The following is a 22,886-nucleotide window of genomic DNA, read 5'->3' as shown; positions in this document are numbered from 1 at the left end:
ACGATCTACGATTTTAGATTTACGATTGTCGTCAACTGAATCGTAAATCGTTAATCGTAAATCCAAAATTGATTAGTTTCGCTTCACAATATCTTCTGTTAAATTCAACAACGTCGCTTTGGCCAGCTTGACCACATTCGCATAATCATCCAGGTTGATCATCATGGTGGGTGTGTGGGCATAGCGGCCTGGGGTGGCAATGGTGGCGGCGGGAACGGCCCCACGCACGCGCTGAATGACGGCCGTATTTGTGCCACCACCGCCTGGACGACGAATCTGGAAGGGGATGTTGTTGTCTGCGGCCGTTTGGCTAATGAGGCTAACCAGGCGGGGGTCTTGCACCGTGCCGCTGTCCATTACGTAAATAGATGGCCCTTGGCCCAAAGCCACGTTGGGACTCACATCATTTTTATTGGGCAGATCGTAAGCGGGGGTGCATTCCAAAATCAGGCCGACATCCGGCTTTACGTCGTAAGCGGCCGTGCGTGCCCCGCGTAGCCCTACCTCTTCCTGCACGGTGAAGGTGGCGATGAGGTCAAAGGGATACGGCCGTTCCCGCAATAGCTCAATCAAGGCCGCGCAGCCGGCTCGATTATCAAACGATTTGCCGATGGCGGTTGGCCCTAGTTCCTCGTATTCGGTGACGAAGGCCGCGCGTTCACCAATGCTGACCTTGCTTTTGGCCGCATCCTTGTCTTTGGCACCAATGTCGATGCGCATGTCGCTCATCTTCACCACGCTGTTGCGCTGGCTGGCGTTTAGCAGATGAACCGGGCGGGCACCAATGACCCCTGTGAGCTTTTTGGGGCCAACCTGCACCACCTTGCCCAATAGGGCGCGATCATCAAAGCCGCCCACGCCGCTGAATTTTAGCGTACCATTGCTGTCGTAATCGGTGATGATAAGACCAACCTCATCCATATGGGCATCCACCATCACGCGCAAATCAATCTCCCCAGTGCCTCTTTTGAGCGCAATTAGGTTGCCCATCGTGTCTACGTGCCATTCATCTACGTGGTCGGCGATGAGGTCACGAATGAGCAACCGCACTTCCTTTTCCTCACCAGACACGCCGACGGCTTCTGTTAGATTTTTAAGTAGTTCGTTCATTAATTGCTCCGCAATTTGGAGATTCGAGACCGGAGATTAGAGATTTGCGATTGAATCGTTTTTAATCTCCAGCCTCTAATCTCTAATCTCCATTTTCGTCCATCATGCCTGCGGCCAAGCCATCCAAAAAGTCGTCGCCAAGTTGGGCAATAAACTCACCCATCAAACGGCCGCATCGCTCTACATCTTTAAGGGCGACAGATTCCACCATTGTGTGCATATAGCGTAGCGGAATGGAGATGAGACCGGTGGGGATGCCGCTGCGGGCGACCTGTACGCCAAAGGCGTCGGTGCCGCTGGCGCGGCCGTGGGTGCCAGTGCTGACGGATAGTTCTAGCGATTCGGCCGTTTTCTTGAGGGCTTTGTACATGCCGGTGTGTACATTGGGTCCCAAATCTAGCGAGGGGCCGCTGCCTAGCTCAAACGTGCCGGCGTCGTTGGCACCTGGCCCTTTGCCAAAGGTTACATCTATAGCAATGGCGGCATCTGGCTCTTGCGAATGGGCACTGGTGAACGCGCCCAGCAGGCGTGTTTCTTCTTGCACGGTGGCCACGGCTATCACGTCCCAGCTATGGTGCCGTTGGCTCAAATAGTCCAGGCAAATGGTGACGGCGGCAACAGAGGCGCGATTATCGAGTGCTTTGCCAACGATACGGCCGTTTAGTAACTTGCGCAGCGGCTGGCGAAAGCTCACAAAATCGCCAACAGAAATTTCAGCTTCAACGTCAGCCAAAGGTAGCCCAACGTCTACCACCAGTTCTTCATAACCAAACGGTTTGTTTCTCCTGTCTGGGGGCAGCATTGCCCCTGGTAAACTGCCAATGACGCCGGAGAAATTTTTGTTTTGCCCGTGTACCACTACAAGCTGCCCATACAATTGGCGGACATCTACGCCACCGACGTTGGTGACGCGCAAAAAGCCGTTGCCATTGTGTTCCACAATTTGGTGTACCATCAGGGCAATCTCGTCCATGTGAGCAGCTAGTAGAATAGTGCGTCGTGGTGCGTCACCACTGCCTTCTTTAATTGCCATCAAGTTACCCACGTGGTCGCTGACAAAGCGGGTGGCATATGGTTCCCACCATTCCCGCACCACATTGGCAATCGCTTTTTCGTTGCCGGAGGGGCCAGGCGTTTCGGTTAAGGTTTGTATGAGTTTGAATGTATCCATAAGCTCTCTTTTTTATTGTAAGCGTCAGACTTTTGAAGTTTCCCCTTTTGGAATTTTGCGATTGAAATCAAAAACTTCAAAAGTCTCCGATTGAAAATGCCGTTACGGTTCAGGTGTTGCAGATGGTACCAATGTTGCTGTGTTGGTCGGCGTTGGCAGTGGCGTATCCGTTGCGCCACTGGTGGCAGAGGCCGTAGGGGCCGTTGTGGCAGTGTTCGTGGGTGTTGCGCCACTGGTTGCCGACGCCGTTGGGCTGCTGGTATTGGTAGCAGTTGGTGGCGTCTGGGTAGCAGAGGCTGTAGGCGTAGCGGTACTGGTCATGACGGCCGTACTCGTTGCTGTGGCGGTGCCCGTGACGGTGCTGGTTGCGGTTGCTGTGCTGGTACCAGTTGCAGTAGCCGTGGGTGTATTGGTAGCGGTCGGTAAGATGATAGGTGTTTGGAACTGACCGGGCGTAGGCGGCAGCGTTGCCGTGGGTGGCGAATCGGTGCTGGTTGGCACGGCCGTTAACGCTTCTGGCGGGGCTGCTTCGGTGGCAACGGCCGTAGTGCTGGGGGTAGGCGAAACAACTACTGGCAACGTGGGTGGTAGCTCAGAAACTGGGGCATCCGGTGCAATGACCAATAGGATGGCACCCGCAATGTAGCACGGAATGGTTAACACAATAACGCCAATCAAAATGAGGTATGTACGACGACGCGAATTCATTGGCGAGATGATAGATGACAACGAAGCAAATGACAAACCAGGAATGGGTTCATGGTTTTTTTGGCATAAACATATGACTATCGACTAAAAATCTGGTTCCACTCTGGATTGCGATGCCCATAGGCGCATGTTATAATCAGCAAGATATATTGTTATTGTAAAGTAAATATGAGTGTAGCATCAGCAACGAGGAGTGTTCCGTTAGCTAAATAAGAGGGCAAAGCCCTCTGCGTAAAGAGAACAACCGTATGCCAGTAACTCTGTGGGGTGTAAGTAGGGAAGTGTCGCTTAACCTGCCGAACCGTGCGGTGGGTTACCTACTTTTGTTTGTTTGCCTCGCCCTTTTTGTCTACCTGATATTCCATTTTCGTTCTAACCTTCGCAAATTCTCCCCCCAACAACGGATTTGGCTCATTGCCCTTTCTGTGGCAGGTTTTGTAGCCAGCCAACTGCTTCCCCTACGATTTGAATTTTTATCGCCACCCGTCGCCAATTTACCAGCGAGTGCAGCCATGTTGCTGGGAGCTATTTCGCCGCTGTTGGCCGGTGTGGTGCTGGGACCAGCCGGAGCATTACTTGTTGGTGCTGCCACCGGGCTTGGGGTGATGTTGGGGCAAACACATCAGTTATTCGCGCCGTTCTGGTGGGCATTTACGGCCGTTGCCTTGGCTTACTTGCTGCAACAACATTACTCTGGGCGGGTGTTCTACTGGCTGCGGCAGCCGTGGGTGGCAGGATTATTGGGCGGATTGGTGCTTACTGTTTTGAGCGGCATTGGTACGTATGTGTCCGTCGCATCCACTGGGCTTGCGGCCTTGGATCAGGCGTTGGTGGTGGCCAATGGCAACTTTTGGCCACGCTTGCTAGAAGGTGCCGTCGCGGGTGGCGTGGTTACCTATGTGCTACGCAACCTGCCAGATTTACGGCCGTACAATCCCATCGTCCCCTCACCAGCCAGGCGCAGCCTGCAAAAGCGGCTTCAGCTAAACTATTTTGCCTTTGCCGCCTTACTGATCCTGCTCTCCATTACCGTTGTTTACAATTTGGCAGTTTCTGTCTCCACCCGGTTGGTGGTGCGGCAGATGGCCCACAATGCCACGGTGGTTGCCACAGAGATTCCTGAATTTGTCAATCAATGGGATACTGAGCGCGCTTTATTTGAGGCGGATTCGGCAGCGTTGCTAAGCAGCAATACGGCCGTTGCCCAAGAAGCACTCGCCGAACTGTACAACCGCAACGCCCAATACCAACAGTTGCTGCTGGTAGATGCCAGTCGTGAAATTACGGCCGTTTTCCCCAATGACGAGGCCTCAATAGAGCTATCCGATGACGAACGAACGGCCGTTGCTCAAGCGTTTGCCCCGAACCCCAAAAATGTCTTTTCGGCCAACATGCCCACGCCAGAGCAGGTACTCAGCTTGGTCGTGCCCGTCACCACGCCAGACGGTGACACGGGTGCAGTGCTTATCGGGCGGCTGGCCGACTTTAGTTTGGATGATTTGCTGGCCGGTCTGCGCGGCACAATGGGTGAAGGCACGGGCTTTTTGGTAAATGAACAGGCGCAAATTATCGCCCACCCTGAAAATATGTATCGACGTGCCGACTGGCCCGACGAGGATGATGAACTTCGACGATTACGCTTTGTCGGTGTGGATAACGGGCAAGCGTATCGCGGCTGGTTGCAAGGTGGCGAAACCCGCGCCCTTGTGTATACACAAACGGTGGCAGACCCCGCTTGGACGGTGGTTACGGCCGTTCCCTACGAAATTGTGCTGGGCCAAGCCTTGCAGATGGGCTGGCCACTGCTGCTGGTACTTGTTTTAGGCACAGCCCTCTTTTACACCAACATCACCCTCCTGGGGCGAGACATCACCCAGCCGATCAATAAAATTGTGTCCGCCAGCAAAACGATGGCTGCCGGAGGTAGCTGGGCGGCTACTGAACTGGAACAGCGTGAGGATGAAATTGGTGAGCTAAACCAGGCTTTCATCCAGATGCAGCGGGCCACGCGCAAGCAGCTCAACGATCTGTCGCTTTTGCTGGGCACCAGTCACGATGTTTCTACCAGCATCGACCTTAATCAGGGCATTCCGGCCATTTTGCGAGGTGCACTGCGGGGTACAGGTGCCGCAGGGGCGCGTGCGGTGGTGCTCAATCCCAGCGGCGGCACGCCCCTATCTTTTGGTGAAGGGCCAGCGGCGGAAGGGATGAAATTGCTCGATAGGGCCATCATGACCCGCCTGCGCCATATGCAAGAACTCATGCTGGCGACCCCCAACCAGATTCGTGCTGCCCTGGAATTAGATAAAGACACTGAACCACCTGTGCCTGCGCTGGTTGCTATTCCGCTTTACTCTCACGATCGCTTTCAGGGCATCCTCTGGCTGGGCTATCGGCAGGCCCACAGCTACGATATTTCTGAGCGTAATTTATTGGTGACTCTGGCCACGCAAACGGCCGTACTCGTAGAAAACGCCCGCCTCTTTGCTACGGCCGAAGGGGGGCGTCGCCGACTGGCCGCCGTGCTGGCCAGCACCACAGATGCCGTCATTGTCACCGACCAAACCGAACGCATTTTGCTCATTAACCGCGCCGCCGAGCGTATCTTCAACCTCAGTGCCAGCAAAGTGACAGGCCGTCCCGTTGCCAAAGTGATTGAGCCAATTCCATTGGTGAAGGCACTCACTGGCGCAGATGAACATACGCGCAATTTAGAGGTGCCAATGGCCGATGGCAAAACGTATTATGCCAGTGCTTCCACCATCATCAGCAACGAGGGGCAAGTATTTGGCCGCGTGGCCGTGCTGCGAGACATCACCCATCTTAAAGAGATCGACGAGATGAAGTCCGACTTCGTGGCCACCGTGTCCCACGATTTACGCAGCCCACTCACCTACATGCGCGGCTATGCCACGATGGTGCCGATGGTGGATGAGCTTTCCCCCAAGCAGCATGAATATTTGGACAAAATTCTGACGGGCATTGACCAAATGTCCCAGCTAGTAGACGACTTGCTCGACCTGGGCCGCATTGAAGCGGGCGTAGATTTAGCCAAAGAGCGCATTGAGGTGAAGTCGCTGCTAGAAGATATTGCTCAGGAATATTGGCAACATGCGCATCTGGCTGGCATCAAGCTGCATGTGGACGTGCCAGATGATATTCCGCCGATTACCGGCGATGGTTCGCTGCTGCGTCAGGCAATCACCAATTTGTTGGGCAATGGCATTAAATATGCCCCCAACAGTGGCCCGATGTGGCTTCGTGCTGAACAAAAGAATGGTGAACTGGTGCTAAGCGTACAGGATAGTGGCCCCGGTATCCCCAAGCAAGACCAGATGCGCCTTTTTGAGAAATTTTACCGCGTAAAGCAGCGCGGTACTGAAAAGGTGAAAGGCTCTGGATTAGGATTGGCCATTGTGCGCTCTATTGCCGAGCGGCACGGTGGTCGTGCCTGGTGCAACAGCCAGCAGGGGGAAGGCTGTACGTTCTCGCTCTCTGTGCCAATTAGCCAAAATGGGTATCGGCCGTCTAGCCAGAATGGATTGAGCAGCTAGTCAGTAAGCAGTTTTTAGTAATCGGTTTTGAGGTGGTGGCTTAGGCCGCCACTTTTTGTTTCCTCATGTAAAAAATTGGTAGAGTCCGCATCCTCAAATGCTCTTCTGCGCGATGATGACGAAACCACCAGCAACGTAGCGCATTTCGTGATCCCAACTACCTGGGGTGGCTTGGTTAAGAATGTGGGTTTGTTGGGCATACGGGGATTCGTGTACGCGTTGGATAGAGAAGCCGTTATCTAGCAAGCCGTTGACGATGTTATCCATGTGATGGCGGAACTCGATGGCACCGTCGCTGCGATGTTGGATTGTTTCGGCGTAGGGGGCGGCGATTTCATAGGCGGTACCGTTCCAGGCGATCCGGTGGACGGCGGGTTGGCTGTGCTTGACGCGATAAAGTCCGCCAGTGCGCAGCACCTGGCTAACTTGCGCATACACTTCTCCCACATCAGGTACATACGCCAGCGAATCTGCCTGAAAGACGAGGTCGTAGGCGTGGCGGGGCAGGGTGGAAAGGTCGCGCATGTCGGCCTGGATGGTGGTGATGGGGTAGCCGTAGTGGGCAGCGGCCGTTTCGTCTCCGTCTAGTTGCCCCTGTGTTAAATCGGCGACGGTGATGTGTGCACCGAGGAGGCCAAAAACGGCCGATTGCTGTCCACCTCCCGCTGCCAGGCAAAGCACCTTTTTGCCCGCCGCGTTTTGCATGAAGCTGGCTGGGTACAGTTCGTAAAGCGGGTAGGGAATGGAGTGGAGACGGCCGTTCAGCCAATCATTTAGCAGCTCCCGATCCAAATCTAGCCAGGGCTGTGTGTAACCACCTTTTTTGGCGACTTCATTTTCCCACAAAGTCTGGTTTGCTTGAGCAATATCGTCTATTGGTTCCATTCGCTATTCCAAGGTATTGTAAATATTGACCATTGCTTGCTGGATAGTTTGACGCGGGCAGCCGATGGTCATGCGGGCAAAACCAGCTCCTTCACGACCGTACCAGTAACCAGGGCTCAGCGCCACGCCTGCTTCCTGCGACAATTTCTTTTCTAACACCTTCACATCTAATCCCAGGTCTCTAAAATCAAGCCAAACCAGAAATGTACCTTCTGGTTCGATGAGGGATACCTTCATCTGGTTGATTTGCAAAAATTCGCGGATGAAGGCCACGTTGCCTTGCAGGTAGTCAAGCAGGGCGTCTAGCCAGGCGGCACCCTCCTGAAAAGAAGCAGTGACGGCGGCAGTGGAAAAAACATTGGTTTTGTTGATTTGGTAGCGATGGGCAAAGTTTAGAAACCGTTGACGGTAGGCGTCGTTGGGGATGACGGCAAAGGCATCTACCATGCCAGAAATGTTGAACGTTTTGGCAGGAGAAATGCAGGCGGCTCCGTTTTGTGCGGCCGTTTCGGAAACGGTGAGGTATGGCGTGTATTTGTGGGGCGGGAAGGCGAAGTCGCCGTGAATCTCATCAGAGATGACAAATACATCATTTTTAGCGCAAATGGCGGCGATCTTCGTTAGTTCGTCTTTGGTCCAGACGCGGCCAACGGGGTTGTGCGGGTTGCACAAAATGAGGATTTTATTTTGGGTAACGGCCGCTTTTTGTGCCAAATCTTCAAAGTCCATCTGGTAACGGCCGTTTACCAACTTCAGCGGATTTTTCACCAGGCGACGACCGCTGCTTTTAATGACCATGCGAAACTCAAAGAAGACGGGGGATTGCAATATCACGCCGTCTCCTTCGTTTGAATGTTGGTCAAGCAATATGGCAATGGCGCTGGTGATAGAAGGGCATTGCTCCAGATGGTTGCGCTGAATTGCCCAGCCATGCCGCAATTGGTACCAGGCTTCCAATGCAGAAAAGAGGCTGTCTGGCCGGAACTCGTAGCCATACACACCATGCGCCGCCCGCTTTTGTAACTGCTCGATCACCGCAGGCGGCGACTGAAAATCCATATCCGCTACCGACATGGGAATGGCAGCGGGATTGCCAAAATGCTCTTCTAAAAAGGCGCGGCTCCACTTCATCGTGGGGAACTGATTGCGGTCAATTGGCTCGTCAAAATTCATAAGGCACCTGACAGAGTTGTTATCAAAGATTTCGCAGATTGGAAAGATTAAAAACTTGCCTACTTTGACAATGTTAGATTCACGGGCCACGAGCCTTTCTAAGCCGTGACTTTCGTGAGCGAGTACGATTATCCAAGTGTTTGACAACCAATTCAGCCGCCTGGCGTGACGACAACTGCGGCAACGGCAACGCGGCTCGTAGCAAGGTACGAACGTTAACAATCGATAAATTGGGCAAAGTATCCGTTTCGTAGGCAGCCAACAAAGCCGGGTCACGAGGATATGCCTCCGTCCACTCGAGCAAGGTTTCGGTGATGAAGGCACTGGCCATGATGGTCAAGGCGAGATGGTGAACCCAGGCAGGGTACTTCTGGGCCTGAAATTCATCCCACCCCAACTCCGATTTGGCGTCCTGATGGGCCCGTTCGATGAAGTAGCGATGCGACTTGTGCCGGGCCATTGTCTCCAGAGGAATATCAGCCGGGGCATTGCTCAGTGAATAAGTAACTTTACCGTTGGCGCGGCGGATCAGCAGCCATTCCTGGCGGCAACTTCCCTCTTCACTGACGGTCCACACCCGTTGCCGGGCAAATTGGGCAGTGAGATGGCCCCGTTCATGTGGACGAAGGGTGATGGCGGTGAATGAGAACGCCGATGCCAGTTGTTCAGGTGTGGTCTGACTGCCTAACACAGTAATTTGGACATGCTTGCGCTTTGGTTCCCGGATGACCTGAGGTTTCTCCAGATAAAGCGACAAGTTGCAGGGAATATCGGCAAAGTATTGGATGGACAGCTGGTCTAATTCAGCCCGCAACCAGTGGCTGCGGCCATACAAGCTGTCGCAGTCAAAGGCGTCAAAGGCGACGCCATTGGCCAGGACCCGCTTGACCATGACCAGTACCAGTTCGATCTTGGTCTGAAATTCCCGGTCAGCGGGGATGGCTAGCTTGTTGCGTCGCCGCGCATAGGCCGGGGTGAACCATTTTTCTGGCAAGTACAGTTCGCCATCAATCCAGGTGCGGTAGCCATCTTTGGCCAAGGCCAAAAACACACCCACCTGACTCATGTCAACTTTTCCCAGGCGACCATTGTGCTGCCGACTGCTGCCGGCGCTGCCATCACCGGCCTTCTCCTCTGCACTTTCATCAGCAATGAGGACACTGCCTTGCTGGTAGTGGGGCAAACTGCTGATATCTTGTTGCAGGACGGCGATCAAATCGTTCCCGGCCCAAGGTGAATCGGCGATGAATTGTTGCAGATTTTGTTCGGGGATTCCCGCTACACGGGCAATCCCGCTGATATGCCGGTTGCTCTCCATTCGTAACAAGCCACTCAGGTAATGATAGCCATATTCACTGGTATCGCGTGTCTTGGTTTTCATCCAATAACGATAACGTTCATGATACTGGTCAAGCCGCTCACCCAATTTATCGATAGCTGCTTCATTTAGCCCCCACTGGGCTAACCGTGAAGTTTTTTCTTTTCCATTTTCAAATTTTACTGATATTGGCTCTCACGAGCCTAATTTAACATTGTCAAACTACTCAGCTAATTTTTGCAGTACGGCGTCTAATTCAGGGGGGAGTTCGGCGTGGAAGGTGAGTTCTTCGCTGTCAGACGGCCGTTTCATCCGCAACACCGCCGCATGAAGAAAATGTCGCTTGAGCCGAATGCTTGGCTTGCGACGGCCGTATACCTTGTCACCCACAATTGGGTAGCCAATGTAGGCCAAATGCACCCGAATTTGATGGGTGCGCCCTGTGTGTAGCTCACATTGCAGCAGCGTGTGGTCGTCGTAGGCGGTGACGGTATCGTACTGGGTTTGGGCGGGGCGGCTGCGGCTAGAACGGCCGTACGGAATCACCGCCATCTTTTTGCGCTGCTGTGGGTCACGGCCAATTGGTGCATCAATCAGGGCCGATGGTGGTTGCACCTGACCATCGACCAACGCTAAATATTGCTTGCCTACCGTGCGTTCCTTGAACTGTGTTTGCAAATGGCGCAGCGCAGATTCGTTTTTGGCAATAGCGATCAATCCCGAAGTCTCTTTATCTAACCGATGCACGATGCCGGGGCGAATTTCGCCACCAATGCCCGGCAGGTCTGGGCAGTGGAACAGCACCGCGTTGACCAAGGTGCCGCTGGCGTGCCCCACGGCTGGATGTACCACCATGCCCGCTGGTTTGTTGACGACCAGCATGTCGTCATCTTCATACCGAATGTCTAGCGGCATATTTTCGGGGATGAGTTCGGTTGCTTCCGGCTCTGGCAGCGTAACGGTAACTTCTTCGCCTCCTTCCAACTTGAGGTTGGCTTTGGCGGGACGGCCGTTTACCAATATCTGTCCCTCTTTCAACAATCGCTGAATTTGGGTGCGCGACAGGTCTGGTAACTGCGCCGTCAACACTTTATCAAGCCGCTGGCCCGGCGCGTCCAGTTGCAGCGTTTGGGTGCTGCTATTCATGAGTAGGGTCGGGTTGGGGTTGGGCAGATGGTGGATTGGTAACGACGGCCGTTTCCTGCACGTCAACTTCTTTGGCTGCCTGTTGCTGAGCCTTTAGCTCGCGCGATTCTTGCCACACCATAATGCCCAAAATCACTGCACCAGACACGACCGCCAAATCTGCCAGATTGAAAATGTACCACGGGCCAATGTCAATAAAATCGGTGACGTGGCCAATGCGGAAGCGGTCGATCATGTTGCCCAGTGCGCCGCCCATTTGCATACCGAGTGCCAGCCGCAGCAGCCGCTGTTTGCCGGGCAGAATAAAGTTGTAATAAATAATCCCCAGGCTTACGAAGATAGCCAGGTAGCGGAAGATGTCACCACCGCCGGGGAAAAGGCCAAAGGTTGCGCCTGTATTCGGGATATGGAAGATGCGAAAGACAGCCTCCAGGCTTGGGATGGGCGCATACACTTCAAACAGGGCTAGATTGCTCTCAACAAGAAATTTGGTGTATTGGTCGAGGCCAAGAATAATGATGGCAACAATGAACAAAATGAGCCGCTCACTGACAGTAGCGGATCGTTGTTTTTCGGATTGCTCAGGGGCGGAAACGGCCGTTTCCCGTTCATCTTCTGGCATTAATTCAGAATCATTCATATCTGCATTTTACCAATCCCCGATCAAGTTTGCGAGTTGGGTGACGCTTTTGTGGCTACAAAAATGGTGGCTACGCTCCGCTTTAGCTGCACGTGCTCAATGTGAACCTGAAAACCTGCCGCCTCAAACCGCTGGCGAAACGGCTCCCACAATGTAGGATGTGGCCAATTTTGCGCTTCGTCTACCTCAAACGCGCCGTCCCGCTGGCCCGTAATGCGAAACAGCCAATCAATCAAGCGGTGCAGCAGCCCACGCCCGGTTAGATGCCCTTCAGGAACGACGATGAGACGGCCGTTTTCCACCAGCAGTTCATGTACGGCCGTTAACGTTTCAGAATCAACAATGTAATCAGTAGGAAAGGTTGAGAGAACCGTATGAAAATAGTCTGGCTTGAACGGCAGCCGCTGCGCTTTTGCCCGCACCAGGTTGGCGGGGAGCTGGTGCTTTCGTAAGCGACGTTGGGCTTGCCGCCCCATCTGCGGCGACAAATCAACGCCAAAGACTGCGTGTCCGTTTTCTTGTAACGTTACCAGCAAATGCCCCGGCCCATGCCCAATTTCTAAAATAGATGGCCCCTGCACAAAAGGCAAGGCTGCCGCTTGCCACCGCTGCCATTCGCCGAGCGACACCAGCCAGCTAACCAAATCATACGTCCAAGCCAATTCATAATACAGTAGGCGGAAGCCAAACCGCACCAGTTTAATCCATACTTTACGCATCATAGTTACTTTTGCGCTTCCGGAGTTCACGAACAAGTTGTCATAAAATTGACATAAAAACCTCATGGTAAGGCGCAAAGTCACAGGGCGTACTTTTTACCTTTGCGACTTTGCGTAAGGCTCTCTGACAAGTTATTCGTACACTCGTGTCTCCCACTGATGGATGTCAGAAGCGGAGACCGATTGTATACTTAACTTTGTCTTTACCGTAACCAAGAAGGAACTTGTATGGAATTCAAGCGAATTGCAATTAACACAGGCGGCGGCGATGCGCCTGGTTTAAACGCCGTGATTCGGGCGATTGTTTTGGCCGCCACGCAGCGCGGCTGGGAATGTGTGGGCATTCGGGATGGGTACAATGGGCTGCTTTCGCCCGAAAAATACCCAGAAGGTGGCTTGATGCCCCTCACGCCCGATGTCGTGCGCGGCATTACCCATCTGGGCGGCACCATTTTGGGCACCACCAACCGGGGCAACCCTTTGGCTTACCCGGTTTTGGGCGAGGATGACCAATATTATGAGATTGATCGCTCGGATGAGCTGCTAAACGCCTTTGCTGAGAATAATCTGGATGCGCTAATCGCGATTGGTGGGGATGGTTCCTTGGCCATTGCGGGCGCGTTGGCAGCCAAGGGGTTGCGCGTGGTTGGCGTGCCCAAAACCATTGACAATGATTTGGATAAGACGGTGGCAACCTTTGGTTTTAATACGGCCGTTTACTTTGCCACCGAATGTATAGACCGCTTGCACACAACGGCCGCTTCGCACCAGCGTATTATGGTAGTGGAAGTAATGGGCCGCTACGCCGGTTGGATTGGCCTAAACGCAGGCGTGGCCGGCACTGCCGACGCCATTTTGCTGCCAGAAATTCCCTACGACATCAACAAAGTTGCTGAGAAAATCCAGAAAAGATCGGCCAGGGGGCGCGATTTTTCCATTGTGGTTGTGGCCGAGGGCGCAAAACCTGTTGGTGGCGATGTGACCATCATTGGCAAGTCGGTAGGGCAAGCAGAGCGGCTGGGCGGCGTTGGCCATAAGGTGGGGGCTGCGCTGGAGGCGCTCACGGGTAAAGAAACCCGCGTGGTGGTGCTGGGTCATTTGCTGCGCGGCGGCAAGCCCACCGCTTACGACCGCTTGCTCTCGCTGCGCTTTGGGGCTGCGGCCGTACGCTCGTTGGTAGAAGGGCAATCTGGCGTGATGGTAGCCCTTGATCCACCAACTGTGAATTATGTGCCGCTGGCAGACGTGGCTGGCCGCATGAAACAAGTGCCGCTCGATTGCGATACGATGCTGACAGGTCGCGATTTGGGCATTAGCTTTGGGGATTAATTAGCAACGAATTAACACGAAAAATTAGCGTAAATTCGCGCCAATTCGCTGCAAAAAATGACCCGTTGCCAAGTCTGAAAGCTCTGATCTTATTTGTGAATTTTATATGGCTTTAACACAACAAAGACGCGCCATTTTTCATCTGCTGGATGAAACGAATCCGGCAGATGGGATGGCAAGCTATTTTGCATTTCATCATTCGGATAAGCGCACTATTTTACGGCCGTATCCCTACGCCGCCATTCGTGCCGAAGGGTACGTGGCTCTCTCTCGCACCGGAATGGATTTATTTCGGCCGTTTGTTACGATGCGCCTGCCCATCCACAACATGCAAACCAGTACCGATGTGATTTATGAAGCGATTGATGTGGGCATGGCGGTGATTTTGAATGCGCCTTCCCGCTATGCGCCGCTGCTGCATGCTTTGTTTAACGTTCAATCTGAGGAAGAGCTCAGTTTGTATCGGTTACGGCCGTCTCCCTTCGAGCCGATCATCAATGTGCTAGTGACGCAGGATACCGCGCCCAACGGCCTGCCCCGCTTCTTCATCCGTGACCGGGACAATGACGTGATTGGCGCGTCAGCCACACTCAACTGGCAGTCGCCAAACTTTGCCGAAATTGGCGTGACCACCAAACTGGGCTACCGACGGCGTGGCTGGGGGCGTAGTGTGGTTTCTTCGATGGCCAACTATTTGCTGGAAAACGGCCGTACCCCCCTCTACGTCGTTGCCCAGAACAATGCAGCTTCCATCCAGCTAGCTGAAAGCGTTGGCTTTGCTGACAGCGGTGCGCGGGAAATTATGCTCCAAGCGGTGCTAAATCCCCGGCCATAAATGACGGCCGTTTCCCCTGCTTTCCTCCCCAGAACAATTTCATCAGGTTTCACGTTCCGTTCATAGACATCCCTCCGCTGGAATGTTAATTTTTGTATCAGCATGAGCGGTACAGGAATTAAAGTAAGCGAAGTAATGTAATTTTTTTGCAAAGCGCCGTAACCCTTGCCGCTGGGGTTTGGTGCTTTTTGCGTCTCATACTCAACGCGGAGGTAACGGAATGAGTAAACAATCTGGTATGGTGAAATGGTTTAGTCGGTTGAAAGGATACGGGTTCATTAATCCCGACGATGGCGGGCAGGAAGTATTTGTCCACTACTCTGCCATCGAAGGTGATGGTTACCGGAATTTGTATGAAGGTGATCGGGTTGATTTTGAACTCGTTGACAAAGGGCGTGGCCCGCAAGCGCAAAGCGTCACCGCAAAGCGCAGCTTTGGTCCCACTGAGTAAGTAAACGCTCAGTTGCCGTTGGAAATAATCTTTATTTCCCTTCAAACGGGATTACCAACAGTAAATTTGATCCTCCTGGGAATAGGCCGAAAGGCACCAGGGGGATTTTTTATTGGTTGATTATAACCACCCCGTTGCCTCGGTCATCTTCGTTATCATCTTTTATGAGCAAGTTGATAATGCTGCTTACAATGCTGATGACGATTGCCCCCAGAAATGTGGCCCAAAAGCCAGTGGACGTGAGGCCCAGATCGAAGATGCCAGATAGCCAGACGGTTAGTGAAAGCATGATGGTATTTATCACTAAAACAAATAGCCCCAGGGTAAGAATGATGAAGGGGCAGGTGAGCAAGAGCAACAACGGCCGTACCAACGCATTCACCACACCAAAAACCAACGCCACCAGCAGCAAAGACGCTGTGCTGCCTTCATAAATGAGCCCTGGGACCAACTGCACGGCCGCCCAAATGGCTACGGCATTCACAACAAGTCGAATTAAAAAACGAAGCATGTTTCCTCCTTACAAGGTGCTCAATGGCCCTTACAGACTATTTACCATTTTGTGCCATTTTTCTACAATGCAGCTATGTCAACACATCCATTATCCAGCGAGCCAAAAATCTTAGTTGTTGATGATGAGCAGTCGCTAGTAAACCTTTGTTTGCTTATTTTAGAGCAGGCTGGCTACAAGGTGCGCGGTGCTTTTAGCGGTAAGCAGGCACTGCAAATGGTGGGGGATGAGATGCCTGATCTCATCTTGCTGGATGTGATGATGCCGGGCATGACCGGGATTGAAGTGTGTCGTCGGATTCGTGAATTAAGGCCAGAGCAACGGCCGTACATCCTCATGTACACCGCCGATGACCGCCAACTCACCAAAACCGAAAGTCTCAGTGCCGGAGCTACTGACTTTATTTCTAAAGATACCCCAATTTTTGATCTACCGAACAAAATCCAAAGCTACCTGACGCCTACAGCTTAGTTGCCTAAGTCGTCAGCTTAAGTGCCTCAAGCCTATAGCTTAGTCAAAAACGTCTGCGCAAGCTGACTATTCTCCTTCATGCGCCGCACCAAAAAGTCCACCAAAATGGGAAATCGCATAAACGTACGCTGCATAAAGTAAGAGTTTCGCATACTTTCCCACATCTGTTCGTGGCAAAGCTGTTCGTAAACCTGCATCTTGCCGCGCGACACGTCGTTAGCGCGTAATGCTTCATCCGCCACCTGTGCCGCCAGCTCCGCCGAAACGAGCGCATTGTGGATGCCCCCGCCCGTGAGGGGGTTGATAAAGCCAGCAGCGTCGCCCACCAAAATAGCCCCGTCAAACACATGCTGCATATCTTTTTGTGAGCCAAAATTGAGCTGCCATGTCGCTACATCGCGCAGTTGCCCACCGCGCAGCAGCCGCTTCTTAATGGCGGGCATTTCCAGAAAATCTTGCAGCATTTTTTCCAGGTTGTATTTTTTCTTGCGGAAGTGATCCAGGCGCATACCCAAACCAATGTTGGCGCGATTATTGCCAATCGGGAAAATCCAGGCGTAGCCGGGTAAAATATCCTTGTATAAGTAAAACTCTACCTCTTTAGGAATTTCTTCAATGTCTTCGATATAGGCACGGAGGGCAACGGCGCGATGCCCATCGTTGTGCTGCTCTTGTTTAGGACGAAGGTGACGGGAGACCACAGAGGTGACGCCATCGGCACCAATGATCAGACGGGCACGCATCTCCTTCACACTGCCGTTGACCTGAGCGCGAATGCCAACAACCTTGCCGTTTTCTACGATGGGTGCTTTGGCCTGTGCCTGACAAAATTGTGCACCAGAATCGACAGCATGTTCTTGAATGAGGGCATCAAAGTAAATGCGAGGGGCAACGTAGCTGTCGCTGCCTTCTTTGCCATGATTGAATTTAGCGTGTAGCTCATGGCCACGTGGGGAGACAAGCAGCATCCCTTCCAATGGATACAGCTCACCCCGTTCTACGGATTTTGCAATTTTTTCGCGCATTCCCAGCCGCCACAAAAGCTCAATGGCACCAGCCGGTACAGCATCGCCGCAGGTTTTGTCGCGGGGAAAATCGTGGCGATCTAGCAGTAAAACGTCGTAACCTTTTTGGGCCAAGGCGGCGGCTGTTGTTGCGCCTCCTGGCCCTGCCCCCACGATAATGACATCACGCTCGCTCATACTTGTCATTTTGCTCCTTTCTCCTTCATTATCATCTTCACGCAAGTTTGAACTGTGTGCAAATAAACCGCCCGCAGTTTTTTTCTTTAAATTTGGATGCGGATGTAACCTGCGGGAGGTTGCCTGTTGGTTATAACCCCTGTTGCTTGCGGATGGTTTCTAGCAAGCCTGTACAACCATCTTTTACAAGCTGGTATACGTACTCGAAATTGTTGGTGTAGTATGGGTCGGGGACGTCGGTTTCGCTGGTTTGGCTGGAGAATTCCAGCAGGCGATGCTGGTTAGGGTGCTGGCCAAACTGGCGGCGTAAGTTGTTGCCGTTGCTTTGGTCCATGGTGATGATGTATGAGTGGGAATTGGCCATATCTTGTGCGGTTATCAGGCGGGAACGGCCGTTATATGCTATCCCATGCTGTGCCAAAATACGCCGTGTACCGGGGTGGGCTTGTTCACCAACGTGCCAGTCACCCGTGCCAGCGGAATCAATATGAAACTTGTCTGTCAGGCCAGCTTCATCCACAAGCTGCTGAAAAATCGCCTCTGCCATAGGTGACCGGCAAATGTTGCCCAGGCATACAAAGAGGACGTTGATAGTCATAGGGGTCTCCTTTTCCGTGGTTGGTGAACGGTAATCAGTAATCGGTATAAGCGATTACTGACCACCGCTTACGGGTTACCGAGATGCCAAGTTGGCCTGTAAGCCGCATTCTGTGTCGTTTGCAAAGCAAACGCAGTGATCATCTATCTGGGAGCGTTATTGCTAACACCCTCTTGCAACCTACCCGGACGTCTGGCGGGACGAGCAGCCCCTTCGCCCTGCTTGGTCTTGCTCCTGGTGGGGTTTGCCTAGCCAGCGACATTGCTGCCGCTGCTGGTGGTCTCTTACACCACCGTTTCACCCTCGCGTGCAATTGCCGAAGCATTTGCCGCAATACGCCTCTCTGTGGCACTGTTCCGTCGGGTCACCCCGCCCGGCCGTTAGCCGGCACCATGCTCTATGGAGTGCGGACTTTCCTCAGCCAAATGCCTGTGGCACTCAGCCGCGATCACACAGCCAACTTGGCATTATGATCGTAGCATTGGGGCGTAGGGGGTGCAACTTTCGGGCAAGATAGCTGGGACTTTGCGGTCTTTAAAAACAATGAGGCGGATAAACGCTGATGACGCAGATAAAATGAAAGTCAGATTTTATTCGTGTTAATCAGCGTCCTAATTGAGTTGGTTTAGCGTGCGGCGGGTCAGGACAGCAGCCATCTCGGCGCGGTAGTGGGCATCGCCGCGAAAATCGCCAAGATGGGTATTGGCGGCAGCGGCGGAGGCGGCAGCTTCGATGCTTGATTGGGCGGCTTGTTCAGCGGTTGTCAGCCGAAACGGCCGTTCGCCCAAACCCGTTGCTGCCAATCGAACCAACCCGTCCGGCAGTCGCCAGCCAGTAATGGAGACGATGGGATAGTCGGCGGGGGTGCGGGCTACGCGGTGGCTGGTGCCGTTCCCGGCGGGCAGGGGGATGGAAAGGGTGGTGATGAGACCAGACGGCCGTTCCGCATCTGCTAAATAGTCAGACAAGGAAAGTGTGTTTTGGCTAGATAGCCCGCGCAGGGTGATAGTGGCGTTGAGGACCAGCAAAGCGGCCAGCAGTTCACTGTCTGGCAGGTGGCTGGCAATGGTGCCGCCCAAGGTGGCAGCGTTGCGGTACGTATTGGGGCCAGCTTGATGAATCGCTTTTTGCAGCAAGGCAGAGGCGACATTATCAGGCAGTTCAGATTGCAGAAATTGGTGAAGCCGAGTCAGCGTCAGCGTGGCACCGACAGCCAAAAAGTGCATATCGCTGGCAGAAAGTAGTTTTGCCTGGCTTAGTCCCAATGCTTGCAGATCGACAACGGCCGTTCCCGGCAAGCCGCTTTCCGTGGCTAGAAGTTTGGTGCCACCACCCAATGGTACGCTGTTTGGTTTGGCCAAAAGGGTCAGGGCTTCTTCAAGGGATTCTGGGCGGAAATAACTGTCTGGTTTCTGGGGCATGGCTAACTCCTTGTGCAATCAACTGTGGCTGATTACAATTGCGCGTAATGCTCGCTATTTTACCTGAAAGTTAGAATCTATCCGAAAAAGCCATCGAGAAATTTATTTGATTGAGCCAAGAGCAGTTGCTTCTGAAGGTAACCAAGATGATGTTCGCCGACGGCTAACGGTGCTGGGGATCGCGCTGCTGGTTTTGGTAGCGATGGGCTGGTATGCCATTACGGATGGGCAGCATTTGGATCACGACCCGGTTTTGGCAGGTGGAGATTATGTGGGCGCGGCGATTTGCCACCGTATTACCGAGCGGACGTTTACCATTAACGGCCGTCAGCTTCCGCTTTGTGCCCGCTGTACCGGCATTTATTTGGGAGAGGCATTTTCATTTGTGGCTTTAATGTTGGCGGGACGCACGCGCCGCACCGATTTGCCGTCGCTGCCAATCTTGCTGCTGCTCATTGGCTTCATTGGCGTGATGGGCTTCGATGGCTTGAACTCTTACTCTCACTTTTTCCCCAATTTTCCCCACCTGTATGAACCCCGAAACTGGCTGCGTTTGCTTACGGGCAGCGGGGCTGGCTTGGCGATGGGATTGCTCATTTTTCCAGCCCTGATGCAAACGCTATGGCGGCAGGCAAACGGCCGTTCCGTCATTGAGTCTGGGCGTGAGTTGCTGGGGATTATGATGTTGGTGGGAACGGCCGTTTTGCTGGTATTGAGCAACCAACCGCTCATTTTGTACGTAATGGCCCTTGTAAGCGTGGTTGGCGTTTTGTTGATTGTTACCTCGCTTAACGCAGTTTTTCTGCTGATGCTGTTGAAGCGGGATGGCCAAGCAATTCGTTGGCAAGAAACGGCCGTGCCGCTGCTCATTAGCTTTGGCCTGACGATTTTGGAATTAGGCATCATTGTTTGGCTGCGCTTAAGTCTCACCGGGACTCTCACCGGATTTCCTGGATTAGCTTGAGAATGTTGGAGATTAGAGATTGGAGATTTTGCGAGTTTAATTTCCAATGACCAATCTCCCAATTTCGGAGAGAAAATGCTCGATATTTTTAGTGCCTTTGGTTTGGCAGGCAGTGCTGGCCTGAATGCGTACATTCCTCTGCTGCTGGTAGCTTTGGCGGCTCGTTTTCCTCTGGACAACCCCTTGCTTAACCTGGCAGAGCCGTACAATGTGATGGGCAGTTGGTGGGCCATCGGCATCATCAGCGTGCTGCTGGTCATCGAGATGTTGGTAGATAAAGTGCCAGCCATCGACACGGTCAACGACGCTATTCAGACGTTTGTGCGCCCGGCGGCTGGGGCGGTTTTATTTGCGGCCAATGCCAATATCGTCAACGACATTCATCCAATCCTGGCGTTGGGGGCGGGTCTGATCGTGGCGGGTAGTGTTCATGCTGTTAAAGGCGTTGCGCGTCCTGTCGTTACGGCAACCACCGCCGGTACCGGCAACTGGCTGGTCAGTTTGGTGGAAGATGTCGTGGCTTCTTTCACCTCTATTTTGGCTATATTCCTGCCCGTTTTAGGCGCAATTTTGTTACTGATATTGCTGTATTTTGGATTCCGAATGTATCGGCGGCGCAGGCAGCGCACAGCATTTCGCTGAGCGTAATTGTTGCCCAGGGAGGTGGTTACGCAATAAAGATAATCTTTAGGTTTGCAACCAAATAAATTCCTATGTGTTTATTAGTATGAAGTTGGTGATTTATTACTTTTCGAACTTTGAAGGAGGCTTCGAATGAATAATCTTGATATGCAAAGTGTCTTGAAAGCTGGTGGTATTGGTGCTGGCGTTGCAATTTTGCTAGGCGTTTTGTCTTTAATCCCAGTTATTGGCCCATTTATTGCCATCCTATTTCTCTGTGGAGGGTTCTTTATTCCGGTTGCATCAGGTATGTTATATGGATACTTTGCTCCCGGTGAAGAAGATACATCGACCGCAGCGATTGGTGGGGCGTTGGCTGGTGGTGCTAGCGGTATTTTGCTCGCTATTTTTAATGCGATTTCTACAACAGTTGTTGGCGCAGCTTCAGAGGGTATCGGCACCGGACTGGCTGGTGGTGCGATGAGCGGCATTGTTGGAGCATTATGTTTTGGGATTATGGGATTTGTTCTGGGCGCGCTTGGTGGATTTATTTGGCCGTTTATCCAGAAGCAAATGGGTAGCTAGTTGAGCTATTTGTTTTAAGCAGAATTGAAAACGGCCGTTTCTATTCGGAAGCGGCCGTTTTTTGTTGCCTACGGCCGTCCGTGGCACCGCTTAAATTTTTTGCCGCTGCCGCAGGGGCAGGGATCGTTTCGGTTTGCTTGGGCAAACGTTTGCTGCTGCCGTTTTTCATTCTCAGCAACCATTAGAGGCATGATTTTGGCCGGAGAGCGACGCTGGCGCAGTAAATTGGCCATCATTTTCATGGGCCGATCCACATGATTGAAAAACGCTTTGTACCCGGCACAGAGATAATTCAGCCCAGCTTCGCCATTTGGCGTGTGGATGAACCGATTTTTGGGGCAGCCTCCGTGGCAGGCAAAATGGACCTCGCAGTCCAGGCAATATTGAGGCAAGCTATCTAATTTATGCTGCCCAAAGTGGCGTTGCTTTTCAGAAGCAACAAGCGTCAGTATAGAATCTGTTTGAATGTTGCCCAGCAAATAATCTGGCTCAACGTAATGGTCACAGCTAAACAGGTCGCCATTGTGCTCTAGAGCCAGGGCGTTGCCGCAGGTTGGGGCAAAGATGCACAAACCGCCTGGCTGCCCCAGCCAGGCCCCCAAGGTCACGTCAAATAGCTGCACGTACAGTTTCCCTACATCGTGCTGCACCCATTCATCAAAAATGGCGATCAGAAAATCACCGTATTTTTGGGCGTTTACTGACCGTTTGGTGACCAGATTGCCAGCTTGCGTGTATAACGGCTGTTCCCCACCATCCCGCTCGCTCCAACCAATATCGGCCAATGGCAAAATCTGCGTTGTTGCTCGCTCAATAATCGGAATGAACTGGATAAATTGCGTTTTTAGCTCGTCCCGAAAAAAGCGATACACATCCAGTGGATAATCCTGGTTGGCAGCATGTACCGTGCAAAGCACATTGAACTTGACTTCGTGATCAACCAGTAGCTGCCAGCCGCGCATCACCTGAGCAAAGCTGCCCGCGCCCCCTTTGTTGACCCGGTACGCATCGTGCAGTTCTTTTGGGCCATCAATACTGATGCCTACGAGGAAATTATGCTTCTTGAAGAATTGGCACCATGCCTCATCCAGCAGCGTGCCGTTGGTTTGCAGCGTGTTGTGGATGGTCATGCCCTGCTTGGCGTGCTTTTTCTGATAATGAATCACTCGCTCGAAAAAGCCCAGCCCCATCAGGGTGGGCTCGCCGCCTTGCCAGGCAAAAGTCACCTCTGGCACTTGCTGAGACGTGATATATTGATCTACAAACGTTTCTAGCAGCGCATCTGCCATGCGGAAGCGGCTGCCAGGGTACAGCATCTCTTTGGAGAGAAAGTAACAATATTTGCAATCCAGGTTGCAAATCGCCCCGCTGGGCTTGGTCATGATGTGAAAAGCAGGGGGAACGGCCGTTGCCAATAAGTCATCACGCATCATTATTCAATTATACAGGTCCGGTGGGGAAGGATAAAAACTGC

Annotated in this window: 22 protein-coding genes and 1 other RNA gene; 8 read left to right on the top strand and 15 right to left on the bottom strand. The window is 52.7% G+C overall.

Annotated features, from left to right (window positions below; translation table 11 throughout):
- Nucleotides 1-72: 72 nt before the first annotated feature.
- The 3 genes from ACOQPU_RS09950 to ACOQPU_RS09940 all read right to left on the bottom strand — a co-directional run bounded on the left by ACOQPU_RS09950 (nt 73) and on the right by ACOQPU_RS09940 (nt 2,989).
- Nucleotides 73-1,110 carry a M42 family metallopeptidase gene (locus ACOQPU_RS09950; protein ID WP_420644959.1) on the bottom strand — a complete coding sequence of 346 codons (1,038 nt, stop codon included), beginning with the start codon at nt 1,108-1,110 and terminating at the stop codon, nt 73-75.
- Nucleotides 1,111-1,192: 82 nt separating this feature from the next.
- Nucleotides 1,193-2,281: a M42 family peptidase gene (locus tag ACOQPU_RS09945; protein ID WP_420644958.1), complete on the bottom strand. Its 1,089-nt coding sequence runs from the start codon at nt 2,279-2,281 to the stop codon at nt 1,193-1,195.
- Between the two features lie 102 nt (nt 2,282-2,383).
- Complete coding sequence (locus tag ACOQPU_RS09940; protein WP_420644957.1) at nt 2,384-2,989, bottom strand: hypothetical protein; 606 nt, start codon at nt 2,987-2,989, stop codon at nt 2,384-2,386.
- Nucleotides 2,990-3,237: 248 nt separating this feature from the next.
- Here ACOQPU_RS09940 and ACOQPU_RS09935 point away from each other — a divergent pair, with 248 nt between their 5' ends.
- Nucleotides 3,238-6,543 carry an ATP-binding protein gene (locus ACOQPU_RS09935; protein ID WP_420644956.1) on the top strand — a complete coding sequence of 1,102 codons (3,306 nt, stop codon included), beginning with the start codon at nt 3,238-3,240 and terminating at the stop codon, nt 6,541-6,543.
- Between the two features lie 93 nt (nt 6,544-6,636).
- Here ACOQPU_RS09935 and ACOQPU_RS09930 read toward each other — a convergent pair whose 3' ends face one another.
- The 6 genes from ACOQPU_RS09930 to ACOQPU_RS09905 all read right to left on the bottom strand — a co-directional run bounded on the left by ACOQPU_RS09930 (nt 6,637) and on the right by ACOQPU_RS09905 (nt 12,427).
- Nucleotides 6,637-7,428 carry a class I SAM-dependent methyltransferase gene (locus tag ACOQPU_RS09930; protein WP_420644955.1) on the bottom strand — a complete coding sequence of 264 codons (792 nt, stop codon included), beginning with the start codon at nt 7,426-7,428 and terminating at the stop codon, nt 6,637-6,639.
- A gap of 3 nt (nt 7,429-7,431) precedes the next feature.
- Complete coding sequence (locus ACOQPU_RS09925) at nt 7,432-8,601, bottom strand: MalY/PatB family protein (protein WP_420644954.1); 1,170 nt, start codon at nt 8,599-8,601, stop codon at nt 7,432-7,434.
- A gap of 79 nt (nt 8,602-8,680) precedes the next feature.
- Nucleotides 8,681-9,982, bottom strand: coding sequence for an IS701 family transposase (locus tag ACOQPU_RS09920; RefSeq protein WP_420640693.1), 1,302 nt, complete (start codon nt 9,980-9,982; stop codon nt 8,681-8,683).
- A 159-nt stretch (nt 9,983-10,141) separates the two neighbouring features.
- Nucleotides 10,142-11,065, bottom strand: coding sequence for an RluA family pseudouridine synthase (locus ACOQPU_RS09915; RefSeq protein WP_420644953.1), 924 nt, complete (start codon nt 11,063-11,065; stop codon nt 10,142-10,144).
- Entirely contained in the window at nt 11,058-11,705 is a 648-nt protein-coding gene (gene lspA, locus ACOQPU_RS09910) for a signal peptidase II (RefSeq protein ID WP_420644952.1), read from the bottom strand. Before lspA ends, ACOQPU_RS09915 begins: the two co-directional genes overlap by 8 nt.
- 23 nt (nt 11,706-11,728) lie before the next feature.
- A complete protein-coding gene (locus ACOQPU_RS09905; protein ID WP_420644951.1) occupies nt 11,729-12,427 on the bottom strand; it encodes a class I SAM-dependent methyltransferase in 699 nt (232 codons plus the stop codon).
- A gap of 225 nt (nt 12,428-12,652) precedes the next feature.
- On the opposite strand from ACOQPU_RS09905, the gene ACOQPU_RS09900 reads away from it, so the two are divergent.
- The 3 genes from ACOQPU_RS09900 to ACOQPU_RS09890 all read left to right on the top strand — a co-directional run bounded on the left by ACOQPU_RS09900 (nt 12,653) and on the right by ACOQPU_RS09890 (nt 15,039).
- Nucleotides 12,653-13,753 (top strand): 6-phosphofructokinase, encoded by a 1,101-nt coding sequence (locus ACOQPU_RS09900; protein ID WP_420644950.1) that lies wholly within the window; start codon nt 12,653-12,655, stop codon nt 13,751-13,753.
- A 106-nt stretch (nt 13,754-13,859) separates the two neighbouring features.
- Nucleotides 13,860-14,588 carry a GNAT family N-acetyltransferase gene (locus tag ACOQPU_RS09895; RefSeq protein ID WP_420644949.1) on the top strand — a complete coding sequence of 243 codons (729 nt, stop codon included), beginning with the start codon at nt 13,860-13,862 and terminating at the stop codon, nt 14,586-14,588.
- A 220-nt stretch (nt 14,589-14,808) separates the two neighbouring features.
- Nucleotides 14,809-15,039, top strand: coding sequence for a cold shock domain-containing protein (locus tag ACOQPU_RS09890; protein ID WP_420644948.1), 231 nt, complete (start codon nt 14,809-14,811; stop codon nt 15,037-15,039).
- A 109-nt stretch (nt 15,040-15,148) separates the two neighbouring features.
- On the opposite strand, the gene ACOQPU_RS09885 is transcribed toward ACOQPU_RS09890, so the two are convergent.
- Entirely contained in the window at nt 15,149-15,550 is a 402-nt protein-coding gene (locus tag ACOQPU_RS09885) for a phage holin family protein (protein WP_420644947.1), read from the bottom strand.
- 75 nt (nt 15,551-15,625) lie between these two features.
- Between ACOQPU_RS09885 and ACOQPU_RS09880 the strand changes: the two genes are divergently transcribed.
- A complete protein-coding gene (locus tag ACOQPU_RS09880) occupies nt 15,626-16,021 on the top strand; it encodes a response regulator (protein ID WP_420644946.1) in 396 nt (131 codons plus the stop codon).
- A gap of 32 nt (nt 16,022-16,053) precedes the next feature.
- Here the strand turns inward: ACOQPU_RS09880 and ACOQPU_RS09875 are convergent, their stop codons facing one another.
- The 4 genes from ACOQPU_RS09875 to ACOQPU_RS09860 all read right to left on the bottom strand — a co-directional run bounded on the left by ACOQPU_RS09875 (nt 16,054) and on the right by ACOQPU_RS09860 (nt 19,242).
- Nucleotides 16,054-17,223, bottom strand: coding sequence for an NAD(P)/FAD-dependent oxidoreductase (locus ACOQPU_RS09875; RefSeq protein ID WP_420644945.1), 1,170 nt, complete (start codon nt 17,221-17,223; stop codon nt 16,054-16,056).
- A 130-nt stretch (nt 17,224-17,353) separates the two neighbouring features.
- Entirely contained in the window at nt 17,354-17,821 is a 468-nt protein-coding gene (locus ACOQPU_RS09870) for a low molecular weight protein-tyrosine-phosphatase (protein ID WP_420644944.1), read from the bottom strand.
- Between the two features lie 83 nt (nt 17,822-17,904).
- Nucleotides 17,905-18,285: RNase P RNA component class A (gene rnpB / locus ACOQPU_RS09865), an RNA gene on the bottom strand.
- 147 nt (nt 18,286-18,432) lie between these two features.
- Entirely contained in the window at nt 18,433-19,242 is an 810-nt protein-coding gene (locus ACOQPU_RS09860; RefSeq protein ID WP_420644943.1) for an FAD binding domain-containing protein, read from the bottom strand.
- Nucleotides 19,243-19,348: 106 nt separating this feature from the next.
- Between ACOQPU_RS09860 and ACOQPU_RS09855 the strand changes: the two genes are divergently transcribed.
- From ACOQPU_RS09855 to ACOQPU_RS09845, 3 genes are all read left to right on the top strand, one after another.
- On the top strand, nt 19,349-20,206 hold the full coding sequence (locus ACOQPU_RS09855) for a DUF2085 domain-containing protein (protein ID WP_420644942.1): 858 nt from the start codon (nt 19,349-19,351) through the stop codon (nt 20,204-20,206).
- Nucleotides 20,207-20,281: 75 nt separating this feature from the next.
- On the top strand, nt 20,282-20,848 hold the full coding sequence (locus tag ACOQPU_RS09850) for a DUF4126 domain-containing protein (protein WP_420644941.1): 567 nt from the start codon (nt 20,282-20,284) through the stop codon (nt 20,846-20,848).
- 132 nt (nt 20,849-20,980) lie between these two features.
- Nucleotides 20,981-21,412, top strand: a complete 432-nt coding sequence (locus ACOQPU_RS09845) for a hypothetical protein (protein ID WP_420644940.1) — start codon at nt 20,981-20,983, stop codon at nt 21,410-21,412.
- A gap of 68 nt (nt 21,413-21,480) precedes the next feature.
- Here the strand turns inward: ACOQPU_RS09845 and ACOQPU_RS09840 are convergent, their stop codons facing one another.
- A complete protein-coding gene (locus ACOQPU_RS09840) occupies nt 21,481-22,845 on the bottom strand; it encodes an anaerobic sulfatase maturase (protein ID WP_420644939.1) in 1,365 nt (454 codons plus the stop codon).
- Nucleotides 22,846-22,886 lie beyond the last annotated feature (41 nt).

This window comes from Candidatus Leptofilum sp., assembly GCF_965223285.1.
Lineage (GTDB): Bacteria > Chloroflexota > Anaerolineae > Promineifilales > Promineifilaceae > Leptofilum.
The sequence above is the reverse complement of the archived record's forward strand: the minus strand, read 5'-3'. Positions and strand labels throughout refer to the sequence as shown.